The following is a 15825-nucleotide window of genomic DNA, read 5'->3' on the forward strand; positions in this document are numbered from 1 at the left end:
CCCTCTCCATGATTCAAATCTCAGCGGCCCAGAAGGGCCCCCCACCCGCGAAGCTGGTGGAGACCGCGAAGCAGGCCGCCGCGTGGCTGCTCGAATACAATCAGTTCGCGAGCACCGGACTCTCCGCGAGCCAGATCTCGAAAAACCAGGAGGAGTACCTCGCGAAACTGGAGATCAGCTCGAAGAGCTATGCGCCCAATGAGGTCAAGGCCCAGCTCGTCGCCTGTCACTACGGGAAGTGCGCGTATTGCGAGACGCGCATCATCCACAGCCACTACGGCGACGTGGAGCACTTCCGTCCCAAGAAGGGCGTCACCTTCTTCGACAAGACAGGCAAGATGGCGACCATCGCCGACGCGTATTTCTGGCGCGCCTTCGATTGGAACAACCTCTTCCTCTCCTGTGGCGTCTGCAACGAGCAGTACAAGAAGAACTATTTCGGCCTCTTGCCCAGCCTCACCGCCACCGCCGCCGAGCAACAGTACCTGGGCGTGGGCCCCCTGAAGGTTCCCACCGTCGCGGAGAAGCGACAGAGCCCCGCGAATCCCAACCTCCTCGAGCAGGCCATCCTCATCGACCCTGGAGTCGACGAACCGCGCGCCCTCATCCGCTTCGATGTTCGCAACGGGCAGGCCATGCCCAGCCCGATCATCAATCTGCTCCAGGGCGACAAGGCGCTCGCCTACGGTCGCACGGCCAAGACCATCGAGGTCCTGGGATTGAATCGGCCGGCGCTCGTCGAGGCGCGCGCCCGGCACCTCCTGAGCCTGCACCTGCTCCTGATACCCATCCTCGGCGACCTGCCGGCACTCCAGCAGTTCGTCCAGTTCGGAGCCCTGTGCGACAAGCAGAAGGACACCCTGGTTCCTCGCTCAGACCCGCTCGCCAACGTGCTCGCGCAGGCCGCGACGGCCGCCGGGAGCAACAAGGCCAGCAAGGAGGCCGTGCTGGCCTTCGGCAGGCTCGTCGCGAGCATCCAGCCCTGGGCTGAGTACACGGCGCTCTCCCTGGATGCCATCGTCACCTGGAGCATCCAGGAGTTCGAGCGCGTGCGCGCCGCGGTGACCCTGCAAGCCACGACGCAAGCCTCGGGAGGGAGCGCGAACATCGGCGCCACCCACAGCCTGGCGCCTCGGCTTCCGGCGAGCCTGTCCACGACGCTCGAAGGACAGACGCAGGACTACCGCCAGATCGTCGCGCACTACTGCAAGGACCGCTGGACCGTGGGAACCGAGGAGAAGGCGGACCAGAGCGCCATGCGGGTGGCGCTGCACGGCGAGTTGAACACGCTCATCGAGGACTACGAGGCGGCATGGAAGGAGGTCCACCACCGCGCCAAGGCCTTCAAGACCCAAGAGGCCGTGATGCGGCATGGCTTCCTCAAGGAGGAGGTGGAGAACTACCAGGAGCAGTTCGCCCGGGGCATCGAGGACGCAAGCGAGGAGCCGCTCCTGCTGGCCTGCCTCCAGAAGGTGACGGAGTCGCTCACCCCCCTCTTCAAGGAACTGCTCGCCTCCACGGACCTCGCCACGGCCCTCAAGCTCGTCACGCAGGGAAGCAAGCTGCTCCGAGTGGACATCCCGGCGTTCTATGCGCTTTGCATCAAGGACGCGGACACGAAGAAGGCGCACAGCGACCCCATGGCCCATTGGCTGAAGATGCATTCCTTCTTCGTCGAGCGGGTGGACCACACGCTCGGGAAGGCGCACATCTCCACCTTCGTGAAAGACTTCATGGAAGAAGCCCACGACAACTTCGTCGAGCTCTACAACCGCTTCACGGATGTGGTGGTGAGGTATCGGCTCAACAGCCTCTACAACAAGACGGTGGAGACCCGCGCGAATCCATTGAAGCAAGCCATTCAAGCCATGATTCAGCACGTCAGGGACCACGTGGCGGGCAAACCCACGCCCACCCACGCCCCGCTCGTGGCCATTTCCCTCATCCGAATCGTTGGCTAGCGCCGAGCGTCCACGGGGGCGGCGCCAGGGATGGAGCGGCGCGGCATGGGGCGCTCCTGAAGGCGCCCTCGGACGCCCGGGAGAATCCGTCACCGAGGCGGTGTAGAGGGGAGTCCACCCCACCGTGGCCTCGAGTCACGGCCGCCGTCTGAACAAAAGACAGTCAGGTGTGGAGGGGAGTCCACCCCTCATTCTCGCGAAATGACAGACATTTCCTCTCGTGCCTTGTCACGTCGCCTGATGCTACTGTCGCATGTATGCACTGGCACCTGCACTTGAAGAGCGCGGCCCTCGCGGTCGTGCTGTTCGCGATGTCCGGGCTCGTCGTGCCCGACGCGCACGCGCAGCAATGTGGACCCGGGCCGACCTCGCCGGTCGATCCACCCGAGGACCAGATGAGCGACACGCGCCTGCTGCGGCGCATCGTGCTCGGACTCACGGGGACGACTCCGACCCTGGAGCAGTACGAGTCCATGGCGGCCGCGGCCTCGCCCGAGGCGCGGGCCTCGCTGCTCCGCGCGACGCTCGACGAGGTGCTCGCCTCTCCGAAGTTCTATGAGCGGATGCTGCGCTTCGGACACGAGTGGATCGCCGTGGGCGCCTACACCACGGGCGCCACGGGCGACGCGTACCAGGGCGACATGTCCGGACACCTGCACCGGTGCGCCGACAACACCCTGCACCCGGGCGCGCTCTACGCGGTGAACGAGTTCGCCTCGGGGGACCCGGGCCAGCAGTGCTCCGACAAGGACGGTGGCGGGAACCCCGCCGTGCCGGAAGCGCGCACCGTCGAGCCCTGGTGGGCGCCAGGCACCACGGTCCAGGTGCTGGGCAAGGCGGGCTCCGACATCAAGCAGGTCGTCGACACCACCACCGGGAAGACCTGGGACTGTGGCATCGCGAGCGGCGGCTACTACGACCCCGGGCTGCCTCGGGGCTGTGGATGCGGACCGAATCTGATGTGGTGCTCGCCGCTCGCCGGCCTGGGCTCCGCGAGCACCTCCACCCTCAATGGACAGCGCCGCCACCCCTACGAGGAGCCCGCGCGCCTGTTCGCGCACCTGGCGTGGCATGACCGGCCGCTCTCGGACCTGGTCGTCGGCAACTACTCGGTCGGAACCAACTGGCTGCGCGCGCTGTACATCCGCTTCGGCCGGCAGATGGGCAGCGACGTGGTGGACCAGAACAGCACGTGGTGGCGGCCGGACGTGGGCAATGCCCCGCGCGACCCGATGCACCCGACGCCGGATGATCCGCAGGCGTGGCGGGAGTTCGTGGTGGAGGAGCTGGAGCCCTACCACCTCTCGCTCACCCCCGACAAAACCCGCTCCGGCAGCATGGACCGCACCTATCGCTTCGACCCGCGCAAGACGAAGGACGCGCCCCTGGGCCTGCCCGCCGCCGGGGTGCTCACCATGATGGGGTCCATGTCGTCGTTTCCGCGCGAGCGCGTCCGGGCCGCGCGTTTCCTGGAGATCTTCGCCTGCCAGAACTTCTCGCCGCCTCCCGCGGACGTGCACTTCCCGCCGCTGGAGATAGACCCGGCGACGGGCGGAACGTGCCTGCACTGCCACAAGACGCTGGACCCCGCGGCCATCGCGTTCAAGCGCTGGGACTTCACGCCGTTCCCGAGCTACTACGTTCCGTGGCCCTTCATCGGGGGCATTGGCAACCAGCGCATCACCGCGGAGTGGCTGTCCGGGAAGTATCCGCACATCGGCAATGCGCCGGGCCTGCGCTGGAAGAACGCCTTCGCGCCCAACACGGTGCTGACCCCCGTCACTCCGGAGGAGCTCACGGCGAATCCGGAAGCGGTGCTGCTCGACACGATGCCGGAGTCGTACACGCTGCTGGGCGAACATGGCGATGGGACCATGGGCCCGTTGGGCTTCGGCAAGCTGTTGGTGCGCTCCGGTGAGTTCGACCGCTGCGCGGCGCGCAAGCTCTACGCGATGTTCATTGGCCGGGAGCTGAATCCGGCCACGGAGAAGGGCTTCATCGACAAGCTCGCGCGGGAGTTCGTCGCGGGGGAGCGCAAGCTGCGGCCCTTCATCCGCCATCTCTTCGAACAGTCCGAGCTGCGGAGGGGCCTGTGATGCGCACACTGCGTTCGTTGCTGGGGCCCGTCGCGCTCGCATTCGGCCTGGGGGCTTGTTTCGGGGATGTCTCGCACCCACAGGGGGGCGATGGCACGCCGGACGGGGGCGACACCTGCGCCGCGTCGAGCGACAACGACGCGGTCCGCCTCGCGCTCGCTCCCGCGTGTGAGGGTTGCCACGTCAACGGCAACAAGCCCTTCTTCGCCTCGCTCGCCGCGTTCGAGAGCGGGCTCGTCTACAACGAGCGGTTCGTGAAGCGCGGAGACCCGGAGGGCAGCGTCCTGGTCCAGATGCTCAAGGGCACCGCGCCTGGCAGCTACGCCCAGATGCCTCCGGGCCAGCCCTACGAGCAGCTCGTCGCCAACGGCCGCGTCACGATGACCATCTCCCAGGTGGAGGCGTGGATTCGCGACCTGAAGGCGCCCCCCGCGCAATTGGAGACGCCGTCACCCGAGGAGTTCCGCGTCCGCCGGCTGTCCGCCGAGGAGATGGTGGTGAGCCTGATGGACCAGCTCGGGCTCACGCTCGAGGACTTCGTCAGCACGAGCAACCCCGACTGGCGCAACCGGGCGTACGTCGTGAACTGGGGCAAGTTCTTCATCTGGCCTGGTGACTGGTCTCCCGGCATCTCGGGCGAGTACGTCTCCGACCTGCGCACCGTCGAGCGGTTCGAGGCGCTCGGAGGCGGCAACTCCCTGGCGTACCGCAAGAAGGACACGACCTTCGGCCCCTCCGCCGGACAGGCCCTGGTCCAGGTGTCCCAGGCCTGGTGTGGGCGCGCGGTGGACAAGCCCAACAACAAGGCGGTGCTGCGCTTCGTGACGCTCGCGGACACGTCCACGAAGAACCCGGACGCGGTGCAGAAGAACCTGCGCAACCTCTATCTGCGCATGCTGGGCCAGCCGCCCGACGACGCGGAGCTGAAGGCGCTGTACGAGCAGGTCTACCTCCCGCTCGAAGCGCAGAGCGCGCGCCTGGCCTGGGTTGGCACGTGCGCGGCGCTCATCCGTCACCCGCTGTGGATCACCTACTGAGCCGAGGACGCCATGCCGAACACTTCTCGACGCACGTTGCTCAAGTGGGCCCTCGGAGCCGGTCAGTTCGCCCTCCTCGACCGCGCGGGGCTCCTCGGCTCTGGCCTCGCGCACGCCGCGGACGCCGACGTCCCTTCACGACTGGTGGTGCTCTACGTCCCGGGCGGCTTCCGTCCGGCGTATTGCTTCACGCCGATGGAGGATTCGGAGATTCCGCTCTGCGTCCCGGGGTCCTCCAACTTCAGCAGCGAGCCGGTCTTCTACGACGCGAGCAAGGTGGTGAACCTGGCGCCCGCCAACGGCGCGTACAAGCCGTTGCGGACGTGGCAGTCCTGGAATCCGCAGGACCCGGCGGCGCGCGGTACCTTCAGCCCGCTCATGTACGGCTACCAGCACTTCGCGCTGCATGAGCAGTTGAGCGTGCTGCATGGCATCGACCAGGGGACCAATGACCATGCGAGCGCCTTCATCTCCGCGATGTGCGGCGTCGCGGGCGCGGACTATCGGGCGCCAGCGATGCACTCGGTCATCGCGAACCACCTGTATGCGCGGCACCGGGAGACCCGGCCGCTGCCGTTCGTGGTGGTCGCTGGAGACCGGGGCGTTCCCTCTGGCATGGGGTTGCCCTCGCACGCCTCGCCGGTCGGTGTGCCGTCCATCGATGCGCTCAAGCCGATGCTCTCCGGAAAGGCCGCGGACAACGCCTGGTGGTCGGGGCTGGAGGCGCGCACCGAGGGCGCGGAGCTGGATGCACGGGGCACGCCCACCGGGGCCCAACTGAAGACGACGACGGTGGAGCGCTACTCCCTGGCGCGTGCGCAGCCGCTCCTGGGCCGCTCGACGGCGAAGGTGGACAACTATCTGGAGGGCCTGCATGGCTCGCTGTCGTCCGTCTCCCGCGTGCTGGCGACGGACGTGGTGTCCCTGCTGGAGGGCACCAAGGGCATCGACACGCTGAAGACGAACCGGCCCGCGTACCTGTCGAGCTACCTGAACGAGACGTTCACCTACACGTTCGGCAACGCGAACTTCCATCTCACCGGGTTGGACCCGCGCATGGACATGGCGCTGCGGCTGCTCAAGTCGGACCTGTGCACGTCAGTGCATGTCTCGCTGCGCATGGACTTCGACACGCACAGCGGCGCGGGCCATGCCTTCAGTTGCGCGCATGGTCGCGGGCTGATGGATTGTGTCGCGCGCTTCCTGGGCGAGATGAAGGCCACGCCCGCTCCGGGCAAGCCGGGCAAGACGCTGCTCGATGACACCCTGGTGTTGGTGATGAGCGAGTTCGGCCGGAGCTGGGCTTCCCGCGCGAATGACGGCAGCTACAACCTGCCGGATGACCACCACCCCTACACCTCGGTCTTCTTCGCGGGGGGAAACGTGGCCGCGAACCGGCAGGTGGGCACGTACACGACGCGCGGGCTCGGCGTCCCGGTGGACATCATCGAGGAGACGGGGCAGACCCAGAAGCGCGTCCCCCGGTCCGCGGACGTCGTCACCACCGCGCTGCGCATCATGGGCATGGAGCCGAACGAGTTCTTCATCCCCGGTGGCTACGGCGAGGTCGTGGGACTCCGGAAGGGGTAGCGGCTGGCCTGCCGCGTCATCCCCTCGATGCGACATCAAGGCGTATGCTAGGGCGCACTCATGCGCGCGCTTCTGATGCTGTCAGTGAGCCTCACCCTTGCATGTCAGACCTCGCCCTCGGTTGCCCCTTCAGAAAGGCGCACGGCTTCCCCTCGACTTGAAATCATCCTGGCAAACGACTCCGTGCCTGAGCAGAAGACACGCGAGCAACTCCGCCGCTTGATGGAGAGGTTCGAGGTCGACCCGTGGATTTATACGACCGCGGTTCGAATCGATGAGAGGTCCATTCCGCACAGCCACCCCGTGTTGACGCTTCACGCGCGACACCTCGGCAATGACATGCATCTGCTCTCGACCTTCGTGCACGAGCAGATGCACTGGTTCCTCGACGCGAACAAAACGAAGACCGAGCGGGCGATGGCCGCCCTGCACTCGCTGTATCCGACCCTCCCGACAGGCTTCCCCGAGGGAGCCGAGGAGGTGGAGTCGTCCTATCTCCACGTCCTCGTCAATTACCTGGAGTACGCCGCCCTCCAGCGCGTCACCGGGAAGGAAGCAGCGAGGAGCGTGTTCGACTTCTGGGCGAACGACCACTACCGGGCGCTCTACCGCATCGTCCTGAAGGATGAGGCGCGAATTCGTGAGGTCGTGGCTCAGCACGGCTTGATGCCTGAAGGCCTTTGACCCGGCGACGGCTCCGCCCCCATCTCCACTTTCTCGTCAGGGTGAATACGTTGCCGGTTGTAGAAGCCCTCGACGGACACCGTATCCGCCTCTTCGTCAGTGTCCACCGAAGCAGGGACTCTCTCACTGCGCCTCGTCCCAGTATCAGGGCGCTCGATGCCTGCGAGCGCGGAACGCGCAAGGTCCAGGGCGCGCTTCATCGCCCCACTCAACAAGCCGTACGTCAATCGCGGTGGGCGTTGCTTTCCTGCTGGCGCGACTCGGCGTGCTGCCGCGCCCGCTTCTCCACCGCGCGGAACGTGTCCTCCACCGCGTCCTTCTGGCCCATGCGCGCCAGGAAGCCAGGGATGGAGCCGGCCGGGTCCACGGTGAAGCGATACACGGCATGGGACTTGTCCTCGCCACGAGGCTCCACGCGCCAGCTTCCTTCATTGAGCCGGATGCGCACCGTGCCACGCCGCTGGGGAATGGCGTCCGGCTCCGCCTGCCACCTCTGCGCGAACACGCCCGAGCCGTCCTCCACCAGCTTGGACTCCAGCACCACGTTGCTGATGTAGTCCCGCGCGGACACCACCGGCAGGTCCAGCCTCGTGTAGGTGAGCTGCCCCTCGTCCGGCAGCTCCTTCAAGAGGCGGGACTCCTTCACGTACGGCATCCAGTGCCGGTAGGCGTCCACATCCCGCAACACCGCCTGTACGTCCGCGGCGCTCGCGGCCAGCTCGCCCTCCGCCCAGACGTCCTTGGCCTGAGTCCCCGGCCGAGCCCGGACCTTCACCACGTATGGCTTCTCCGCCACCGTGCTCCAGCCCTCCGCCGCCTGGGACGTCCCCGCGGCGAACCCCAGCGCACAGGCGGCAAGTGCCGCTCCACCCCACAGCATCTTCATGCGTTCTTCCTGGGCGACTCGGGCCCGGTGCGTCTTCACGTCCGCTTCCGACACACGAGAGCCCCGGCGAATTCGCGGAGGCACACCCGGTCAGGGGGCAGGGCAGCCTCCAAGCTGCCAGCCATGACGGCTCGGCAGCGCCATGCGAGCAGCCACGAGGCCCCGCGGCCCTCGACAGCGCTCGAATTCCTCCGAGTGGAGGCGCCAACCCAACCCATCCCATCCGAACCGATTTAGAGTCACGAGGACGCGCGAGGGTCGCCGCGCGGCACTTGGGGGCACGTGCCATGAAGCAGATTGAGCAACACCTCGCGGAGGGTTCCTTCCAGGAAGCACTCCAGTTGATTGACGCGGAGTTGTCGAAGGCCCCCTCGGGCGAGCGGCTGCTGATGGCGTTCAACGTGAGGGTGCGCCTGGAGGACTATGACGGGGCCCTGCGCGCGCTCGAGGAGTTGGAGAAGCTGGAGCCTGAAGTCTCCGAAGGGGTGACCTTCCTCCACCACTGTGCCGAGCTCGAACGCCTGCACTCGCTGCGAAGGAAGGACGCCGAGCGGGCCAAGGAGCGCGGGGCGCTGCAGGCACCACAGCCCTTCTCACGTGCCTACCTCCAGGCGGCGGTGAGCCATGCGAAGGGCGAGTTCTCCGACGCGGCCCGTGCCCTGGAAGAGGGCGCGCGCTCGGCCCCCAAGACCTCCGGAATGCTGACGCGGACCAATGGCGTCCGGGTGCGCTTCTCCGATTTGACCGACTCGGATGAGCTGACGGGGCCGCACCTGCCCTGCTTCCAGGGTGGCACCGTGCTGGACGTGCCCTTCAGCGAGCTTCGCTCCATCCAATTCGAAAAGCCGCAAAGCTCGATGGATGTCGTCTGGCTGCCGGCCCAGTTCCAGACGCTCGACGGCCGCGAGGTCGAAACCCGCGTGCCTTCGCTGTACCCCGGGTCAGGCCTGCATGACCACGCGCCCATCCGCCTGGGGGAAATGACCGCGTGGCATCACGACCCCCACGGGTATGCCGTTGCGTTCGGCCAGCGAGACTTCAAGCTGACAGATGAGGATGGCGGCATGGGGATGGTCGGGCTCCTTCAGGTGGCCCGGATCGACTTCGATGATGCGAGCAGGCCCATGAGCGGAAAGCCGCAACCCCAGGCGAAGAAATCCTTCTGGTCGAAACTCTTCGGCTGAGTCGGGACCTCGGTGCGGGCGAATGCCTGTCAATGACGGGCCTTCCCATGCCAACGCAAGGCTGTCAGGCTCGACCTCGTGGACCTCTTCACGAACATGCCCGAGTTGTTCCCACTCATGCGCGGCGGCGGCGCATTCCTTGTCGCCATCGGGCTCGGCATCCTCGTCGGGTCCTTCGGTCGCGGCAGATGGCCTTTCGGCGGGCTCCTCGCGGGCGCGGCCATTGGCATCCTGATCATGGCCGTCGGTGGTGCCACCCGCCTCATCTTCGACGAGGGTGTGCGCACGCCCATCTGGCAGTGGGCCGTGCTCGGCATCGCCATGCTCGTCGAGGTCTACCTCGTCAGCGTCGTCGCACAGAAGTTCCCCGACACCGAGTCACGTCCCTTCTGGATGTGGCTGCTCTTCGTCGTCGGCGCCCACTTCCTCATCCTCGGGCCCAGCCACGGTCCCATCTGTGCCTTGCTCGCGGTCCTCTGCATGACGAACGCCTGGATCGGGCTTCGCGCGACCACCGTCGACCTCCGCGTGTCCTGGGCGATCGACGGGATGCTCAAAATCGGCGCGGGCGTGCTGATGGTCGCGGTCAGTTACAGATTCGTTTGATCCAGACGACAGGCACGATGTGTCGGGGCGCCCCAGGTGACTCGACGAAGCACCCGGGGCTGAGCCGGGTCAGAGGTCCAGGTACCAGAGCTGGTTGTCCGCCGCCCTGTCGCGCTTCATGGGGTAGGTGATGAGCCGCCCCGAGCCATCCGCCCTGCCCCCCTCGATGTCGAGCACGTGGCCGTTGAGCTGGCTCTGGATGTAGTAGGTGCCGCGGACGCGACCGGGCACCAACTGCCACACCTGATGGGGCTGTCCGTGGGCCTCCCAGGTGACCACGCGTGTTCCCGAGGCCTTGTTGGCGCCCTCCACGTCGAGCACGAGTCCGTTGAGCCGGCTGCGGATGAGGTAGCCGCCGCGCGTGGGCACCAGCTCCCACTTCTGGTTGTCATTGCCCTCGCGGTTGGACTTGGCCCGATGTGCGACGAGCCCCGCGCCGGGCGAGCGGTTGTTACCCGCGATGTCGATGACGAGCCCCGCGAGCTTGCTGCGGATGAAGGTGCTGCGCTGGGGACGCCCCTCTCCCCGGCCATGGTCCCAGTCCTGTCCGTCGTGGTCTCGGACCGAACGCCCGGGCGGCGGCGGGGGCGGCGCGGGGCGCGCCTCGCCCTGGCACCAGCCCGCGGAACTGCATGTGCGTGCGCCATCGCACTGGGAGGCATCGTGGCAGCGGTTGGGCCCGGGGTGGTTGCGCGACTCATCCCTGCGGTAGTCCGGCCCAGGCCCCGCCGCCGCCGTCAGAGGCAGGAGCAGCAACGCGAGCGCCGCCCATCCCCTCCCCTTCGCGGACGACCGGTTTTCACTCGCACGAACACCCTCGGAGCCACTCCGAACCGCCAACATGGGACTTCTCCTTGTTTTTGAGGTCTCCAGCGGAGGGGCCGCTCTCGCCGCCCGCTCGCCCTGTGTCCTTCATGACGGAGGCCCGGGAACTTCATTCACCTGGCCGGGAGGTACGTGCACTCGGCACCCTTCCTCACGAGGTCGCCACCTCCCACGGGCACGGGTGCCCTTGCGGTACTGTGCGCCGCACAGTACTGTGCTCCACATGGGTCAGGCGGAGTCGTTCAGCAAGCTGGAACTCGAGCTGCGCCGTGGAGTGGTGGTGTTGGCCACCCTGTCGCAGCTGAGAGCACCTCGCTACGGGTACGAGCTGCGACAGGCATTGGCGGACAAGGGAATGCCGATTGAAGAGGGCACGCTGTACCCCTTGCTGCGGCGCCTGGAGACGCAGGGTGTCCTGCAGAGCGAGTGGAGGATCGAAGACGGGCCACCGCGGCGCTACTACGCGCTGAACGCGGACGGCCGGAAGCTGCTCAAGAAGCTCACCGACGCCTGGCAGGGCATGAATGACGCCATGGAGAAACTCCTGGAGGAGGGGCAATGAACGCGAATGACGTGCTTGAGTCCTACATCACCGATGTCGCCGTGCGATTGCCACGCAAGCAACGCGACGATGTGGCGTTCGAACTGCGTGCATTGCTCACCGAGGAGCTTCAGGCCAGGGCCCTGGCGGATGGACGCGACGCCGATGCGGCCATGGCCACGGAGCTGCTGCATTCCTTCGGCCATCCGGAGGTCGTGGCGGCGCGCTACCGCCCCCCACTGACCATCATCGACCCAGCGGATGCGCGCGGCTTCCTGCGCGCGACCGTCATCGGACTGGCCCTCATCTGGTGCGCCGGCCTGCTGACGCATCTGTGGCAACCCCTCCAGACTGGAAGGGACGTGCCCCAGGCGCTCGGTCAGTGGTGGGTGCACACGGTGGTGGGGTCCTTGTGGTGGCCTGGATTGCTGGTCGTGGGCTACGGCGGCGCTGCCTGGGTCCGCCGCCGGTGGCCTGACACGTCGAAGTGGAAGCCGCGTGCGGAGGATCGAATCCAGGGAGGCCGCGCGGCCATGGTCCTGGGCATCGTCGGCGTCCTGAGTGGAGTGTTCGTGCTCCTCGAGCCGACCTGGGTGCTGGACGTCTGCTTCGGGGGCCGGGCAGCTCCCGCGGCGTACGAGGCGCTCACCTACGCCGAAGGTTTCCGTCAGCGCCAGGCGCCCTGGTTGCTCGTGCTCCTCCTGATCAATGTTCCCATGTGGCTCGCCGTCATCGTGAGCGGGCGGTGGTCCACGGGCATGCGGCGCCTTGAGACGGGACTGAGTTTGCTCACGTGCGCGGTGATGGCATGGACCGTCCTGGATGGCCCGGTCTTCCGCACGGAGGTCAGCGACCGGACGGTCCGGTTCTGCCTGGTCCTCATCATCGCCTCCGTGCTGCTCCACTATGGCATCCGGATGTTCCGGACCGTTCGCCCAGCTCCATCCCTCCGCGGCATGCAGGGATGACGACGTACAGGGTGGAAATGACCCTGCCTCTACAACGTCTGTCATGGCGCATAGGCTGCGCATCGCCGCGCGCGTGACGTGACTCGGTCCTCCTCGACTTGGCGTCTGTCGTTGCCCGGGGTTCCCGCCCGCCCTCGGTCATCTCGTCGTCAGGAACGGAGGCGCCTTCCCCTGGAGGGCGCCCCTTCAGAGGGACATGCATGAAGAGCAGTTCGACAAGCGCCGGCCGGCTCGGGTGGCTCGCGGTGTGTGTGTGGTTCGCGTGGGGCACGGGGTGCTCGGCGGGCCCCACCGAAGAGGGACGCGAGTGGGACGAGCGTCCCGGGGTCGTCCACTCCGCGGAGGGGACGTTGGGGCAAGGGACGGTGGCCGCCGGGCGGCTGCACACGCTCGCGCTGCGCTCCGACGGCACGGTGTGGGCCTGGGGCAGCAATACACATGGGCAGTTGGGCAACGGCACCACACGCTCGGCGTCGAGGCCCGCCTGGGTCTGGGGGCTGAATGACGTCGCCGCCGTGGCCACGGGGGAGCTGCACTCGCTGGCCCTGAAGGCGGACGGCACGGTGTGGGCCTGGGGCTTCAACGACCGGGGCCAGTTGGGGGACGGGACGACCACCTCCCGCGCGGTGCCCGTGCGCGTGCCTGGGCTGACGGGCGTGATGGGCATCGCGGCGGGCTTCTCCCACTCGCTGGCGGTGAAGTGGGACGGCACGGTGTGGGCGTGGGGCAACAACGCCACGGGGCAGCTCGGCAATGGGCTGACAGCGAACCAGCCGCTGCCGGCGCAGGTGCAGGGACTCGGTGGGGTGAAGGCCATCGCCGCGGGCAATGCGCACTCCCTCGCATTGAAGTCGGACGGCACGGTGTGGGCCTGGGGAGGAAACGCGGACGGGCAGTTGGGGGATGGCACCACGACGTCGCGCCACGTGCCCGCGCTCGTCGCGGGAGTGGCGGATGTGACGGCCGTCTCGGGCGGGGGCTCACACTCTCTGGCCCTCAAGGTGGATGGCACGTCATGGGCGTGGGGCAGCAACGCCTTCGGTCAGTTGGGGGACGGCACCACGACCTCGCGACACGTGCCCGTGGCCGTCGCCGTGTCCGGCCTGGCCCGCCTCACCGCGGTGGTGGGGGGCGGACAGCACTCCGCGGCCCTGGGTGTGGATGGGACGGTCTGGACGTGGGGTAGCAACACGCGTGCGCAGTTGGGGGATGGCACCACGGTGTCGCGCCTGCTGCCCGTGGCGTTGGGGGGCCTGAGCGGAGTGATGGGAATCACGGCGGGCGGTGGCCAGCACACCGTGGCGATGAAGGCCAATGGAGAGACGTGGGCGTGGGGTGGCAACAGCGAGGGACAGGTGGGCGATGGGAGCACGCTGTTGGCGCTGGTGCCCAAGCGAGTGCTGAGCCTGTCTCGCATCGAGTCCATCTTCGCGGGTGGGTACTACTCGGTGGTGGTCCGGGACGGAGGGACGGTCTGGACCTGGGGTTCGGATCGGCTGGGGGAGTCGGGGGATGACATTCCCACCCTGAGCCCGGTGCCCACGCGCGTGACAGGGCTGACCGGCGTGGTGAGCGTGTGCGGCTCGGGTCATCTGCTGGCCATCAAGGGCGATGGCACCCTGTGGGCCTGGGGCGCCAATGGCGCGGGCCAGCTCGGGGACGGAACCACGGTGTCCCGTACGAGCCCCGTCCAGGTGCCAGGGCTCACCCAGGTGGTCAGCGCGTCGGCGTCGGGCCATTCCCTGGCGGTGAAGTCAGACGGGACGGTGTGGAGCTGGGGAGCCAATTCACAGGGGCAGTTGGGCGATGGGACGTCCACGGCGCGTTCGGTGCCCGCGCAGGTGGCGGGGCTGTCCGGGGTGGTGGCCGTGGCCACGACAAGCAACCGGTCAGTGGCGCTCAAGAGCGATGGCACGGTGTGGTTCTGGGGCTTCGTCGGCAACGTCTATCCGTTGCAGAGGACGCCCGCGCAGTTGGTGGGGCTCACGGGGGTGGTGGCCTTGTCCGGTGGGTATGACCATGTCCTGGCGCTCAAGAGCGACGGCACGGTGTGGGCCTGGGGCTCCAATGGCTCGGGCCAGCTCGGCGATGGCACCATCACGCAGCGGCGCCTGGCCGTCCAGGTGGTGGGGCTGACGGGGGTGGTGGCCGTGGAGTCGGGGAACGACGACTCGGTGGCGCGGAAGGCGGACGGCACGTTCTGGAAGTGGGGCTCGGGTCAGCGGACCCCCGTGAGGGCGGCGTCCCTGGATGGAATGACGACAGTGAGCCTGGGCACCCTGCATACGCTGGGGCTCAAGCCGGATGGGACGCTCTGGGCATGGGGTTCCAACAGCTCTGGCCAGCTCGGGCTCGGCATCGCGACCTACTTCGGTCCGACGACGACGCTGCCTCCCCATCTTCGGGAGGTCACCGTGGGAGATTTCTACTCGTTGGCCGTGAGGAGCGATGGGACGGTGCTGACCTGGGGCGCCAATAGCTCAGGACAGTTGGGTGATGGAACCACGGGGCTTCGAGCCTCGCCGGTGCAGGTGTCGGGGCTCGACGGCGTGGTGGCGGTGGCCGCGGGCAACTCGCACTCGCTGGCGCTGAGGACGGATGGGACGGTGTGGGGCTGGGGCGCCAATCACCTGGGCCAGTTGGGGAATGGGACCACCACCTCGAGTCCGCTGCCGACGCCGGTGGTGGGGCTCGTGAGCGTGAAGGCCATCGCGGCGAACAGCACCCATTCCCTGGCGCTGAAGCAGGATGGGACGGTGTGGAGCTGGGGCTTCAATGGCGCGGGCCAGTTGGGGGATGGGACGCGAACCCAACGGCAACTGCCCGTGCAGGTGCTGGGGATGTCGAGCGTGGTGGCGGTGGCCGCGGGGAACGAGTTCTCCCTCGCGCTGAAGGCGGATGGCACCGTGTGGAGCTGGGGTTACAACCTCGATGGTCAGTTGGGAGATGGCAGCACCACGTTCAGCTCGAGTCCCGTCCAGGTGTCCGGCCTCTCCGGCGCACAGGCGATATCCGCGGGACGCAGCCATTCGCTGGCCAGGAAGGCCGACGGGACGGTGTGGGCCTGGGGCTCCAACCAGAACGGCACCCTGGGGGATGGCGGCACGACGCCGCGACTCGTCGCGGGCCCCGTCGTGGGCCTCACGGGTGTGGTGAGCGTGGCGGCGGGACCGATGTCCGTGGCCATCAAGGCGGATGGGACGCTCTGGGTCTGGGGCACACAGTCCACGGAGGACGGGACGATTTCCCGGCGCTTCGTTCCCGTCCCGATGCCAGGGCCCACGGGCATCGTCGCCGCGTCCGCGCGAAGCGGCCACACCCTGGCGCGAACCGCGGATGGGACGGTGTGGGGCTGGGGCCACAATGCCTATGGCGCCCTGGGCAACGGCATCACCGGAGAGCGGAGCGAGCCCTTCCAGCTCTGGTGAGCGCGGCGGTCCGCCACCC

Annotated in this window: 12 protein-coding genes; 10 read left to right on the top strand and 2 right to left on the bottom strand. The window is 67.7% G+C overall.

Translation table 11 applies throughout. The features are described 5' to 3' along the window. Positions 1-8 precede the first annotated feature (8 nt). From HUA75_RS40740 to HUA75_RS40760, 5 genes are all read left to right on the top strand, one after another. Positions 9-1961, top strand: coding sequence for a hypothetical protein (locus HUA75_RS40740; protein WP_141645202.1), 1953 nt, complete (start codon positions 9-11; stop codon positions 1959-1961). A 395-nt stretch (positions 1962-2356) separates the two neighbouring features. Further along, complete coding sequence (locus HUA75_RS40745; RefSeq protein WP_254628032.1) at positions 2357-4057, top strand: DUF1549 domain-containing protein; 1701 nt, start codon at positions 2357-2359, stop codon at positions 4055-4057. Then, the gene (locus HUA75_RS40750; protein WP_174478228.1) at positions 4057-5094 is read left to right on the top strand and encodes a hypothetical protein; all 1038 of its coding nucleotides are present in this window, start codon (positions 4057-4059) and stop codon (positions 5092-5094) included. The genes HUA75_RS40745 and HUA75_RS40750 overlap by 1 nt, the downstream gene beginning before the upstream one ends. A gap of 12 nt (positions 5095-5106) precedes the next feature. Beyond that, the gene (locus HUA75_RS40755; protein WP_174458056.1) at positions 5107-6684 is read left to right on the top strand and encodes a DUF1501 domain-containing protein; all 1578 of its coding nucleotides are present in this window, start codon (positions 5107-5109) and stop codon (positions 6682-6684) included. 60 nt (positions 6685-6744) lie between these two features. Further along, the gene (locus HUA75_RS40760; RefSeq protein ID WP_141645205.1) at positions 6745-7368 is read left to right on the top strand and encodes a hypothetical protein; all 624 of its coding nucleotides are present in this window, start codon (positions 6745-6747) and stop codon (positions 7366-7368) included. Between the two features lie 223 nt (positions 7369-7591). Here the strand turns inward: HUA75_RS40760 and HUA75_RS40765 are convergent, their stop codons facing one another. Further along, positions 7592-8254, bottom strand: coding sequence for an START domain-containing protein (locus HUA75_RS40765; RefSeq protein ID WP_217440652.1), 663 nt, complete (start codon positions 8252-8254; stop codon positions 7592-7594). Positions 8255-8541: 287 nt separating this feature from the next. Here HUA75_RS40765 and HUA75_RS40770 point away from each other — a divergent pair, with 287 nt between their 5' ends. After that, entirely contained in the window at positions 8542-9438 is an 897-nt protein-coding gene (locus HUA75_RS40770; RefSeq protein WP_174489511.1) for a type VI secretion system accessory protein TagJ, read from the top strand. 96 nt (positions 9439-9534) lie between these two features. Then, complete coding sequence (locus HUA75_RS40775) at positions 9535-10044, top strand: DUF6609 family protein (protein ID WP_217446518.1); 510 nt, start codon at positions 9535-9537, stop codon at positions 10042-10044. Between the two features lie 69 nt (positions 10045-10113). Here HUA75_RS40775 and HUA75_RS40780 read toward each other — a convergent pair whose 3' ends face one another. Further along, the gene (locus HUA75_RS40780; protein WP_217446519.1) at positions 10114-10800 is read right to left on the bottom strand and encodes an RICIN domain-containing protein; all 687 of its coding nucleotides are present in this window, start codon (positions 10798-10800) and stop codon (positions 10114-10116) included. Positions 10801-11092: 292 nt separating this feature from the next. Here HUA75_RS40780 and HUA75_RS40785 point away from each other — a divergent pair, with 292 nt between their 5' ends. From HUA75_RS40785 to HUA75_RS40795, 3 genes are all read left to right on the top strand, one after another. Next, positions 11093-11431, top strand: a complete 339-nt coding sequence (locus tag HUA75_RS40785) for a PadR family transcriptional regulator (RefSeq protein WP_141645209.1) — start codon at positions 11093-11095, stop codon at positions 11429-11431. Further along, positions 11428-12378 carry a hypothetical protein gene (locus HUA75_RS40790; protein ID WP_141645210.1) on the top strand — a complete coding sequence of 317 codons (951 nt, stop codon included), beginning with the start codon at positions 11428-11430 and terminating at the stop codon, positions 12376-12378. The genes HUA75_RS40785 and HUA75_RS40790 overlap by 4 nt, the downstream gene beginning before the upstream one ends. 200 nt (positions 12379-12578) lie before the next feature. After that, positions 12579-15806, top strand: a complete 3228-nt coding sequence (locus HUA75_RS40795) for an RCC1 repeat-containing protein (protein WP_174489513.1) — start codon at positions 12579-12581, stop codon at positions 15804-15806. The last annotated feature ends 19 nt before the right edge of the window (positions 15807-15825 follow it).

It is taken from the genome of Myxococcus sp. CA040A (assembly GCF_013336725.1).
Taxonomy (GTDB): Bacteria; Myxococcota; Myxococcia; order Myxococcales; family Myxococcaceae; genus Myxococcus; species Myxococcus llanfairpwllgwyngyllgogerychwyrndrobwllllantysiliogogogochensis.

Excerpts from the sequence above, each read along its gene's own strand:
- HUA75_RS40740 (WP_141645202.1), top strand. The coding sequence starts at position 9 with ATGATTCAAATCTCAGCGGCCCAGAAGGGCCCCCCACCCGCGAAGCTG.
- HUA75_RS40745 (WP_254628032.1), top strand. The coding sequence starts at position 2,357 with ATGAGCGACACGCGCCTGCTGCGGCGCATCGTGCTCGGACTCACGGGG.
- HUA75_RS40750 (WP_174478228.1), top strand. The coding sequence starts at position 4,057 with ATGCGCACACTGCGTTCGTTGCTGGGGCCCGTCGCGCTCGCATTCGGC.
- HUA75_RS40755 (WP_174458056.1), top strand. The coding sequence starts at position 5,107 with ATGCCGAACACTTCTCGACGCACGTTGCTCAAGTGGGCCCTCGGAGCC.
- HUA75_RS40760 (WP_141645205.1), top strand. The coding sequence starts at position 6,745 with ATGCGCGCGCTTCTGATGCTGTCAGTGAGCCTCACCCTTGCATGTCAG.
- HUA75_RS40765 (WP_217440652.1), bottom strand. The coding sequence starts at position 8,254 with ATGAAGATGCTGTGGGGTGGAGCGGCACTTGCCGCCTGTGCGCTGGGG.
- HUA75_RS40770 (WP_174489511.1), top strand. The coding sequence starts at position 8,542 with ATGAAGCAGATTGAGCAACACCTCGCGGAGGGTTCCTTCCAGGAAGCA.
- HUA75_RS40775 (WP_217446518.1), top strand. The coding sequence starts at position 9,535 with ATGCCCGAGTTGTTCCCACTCATGCGCGGCGGCGGCGCATTCCTTGTC.
- HUA75_RS40785 (WP_141645209.1), top strand. The coding sequence starts at position 11,093 with ATGGGTCAGGCGGAGTCGTTCAGCAAGCTGGAACTCGAGCTGCGCCGT.
- HUA75_RS40790 (WP_141645210.1), top strand. The coding sequence starts at position 11,428 with ATGAACGCGAATGACGTGCTTGAGTCCTACATCACCGATGTCGCCGTG.
- HUA75_RS40795 (WP_174489513.1), top strand. The coding sequence starts at position 12,579 with ATGAAGAGCAGTTCGACAAGCGCCGGCCGGCTCGGGTGGCTCGCGGTG.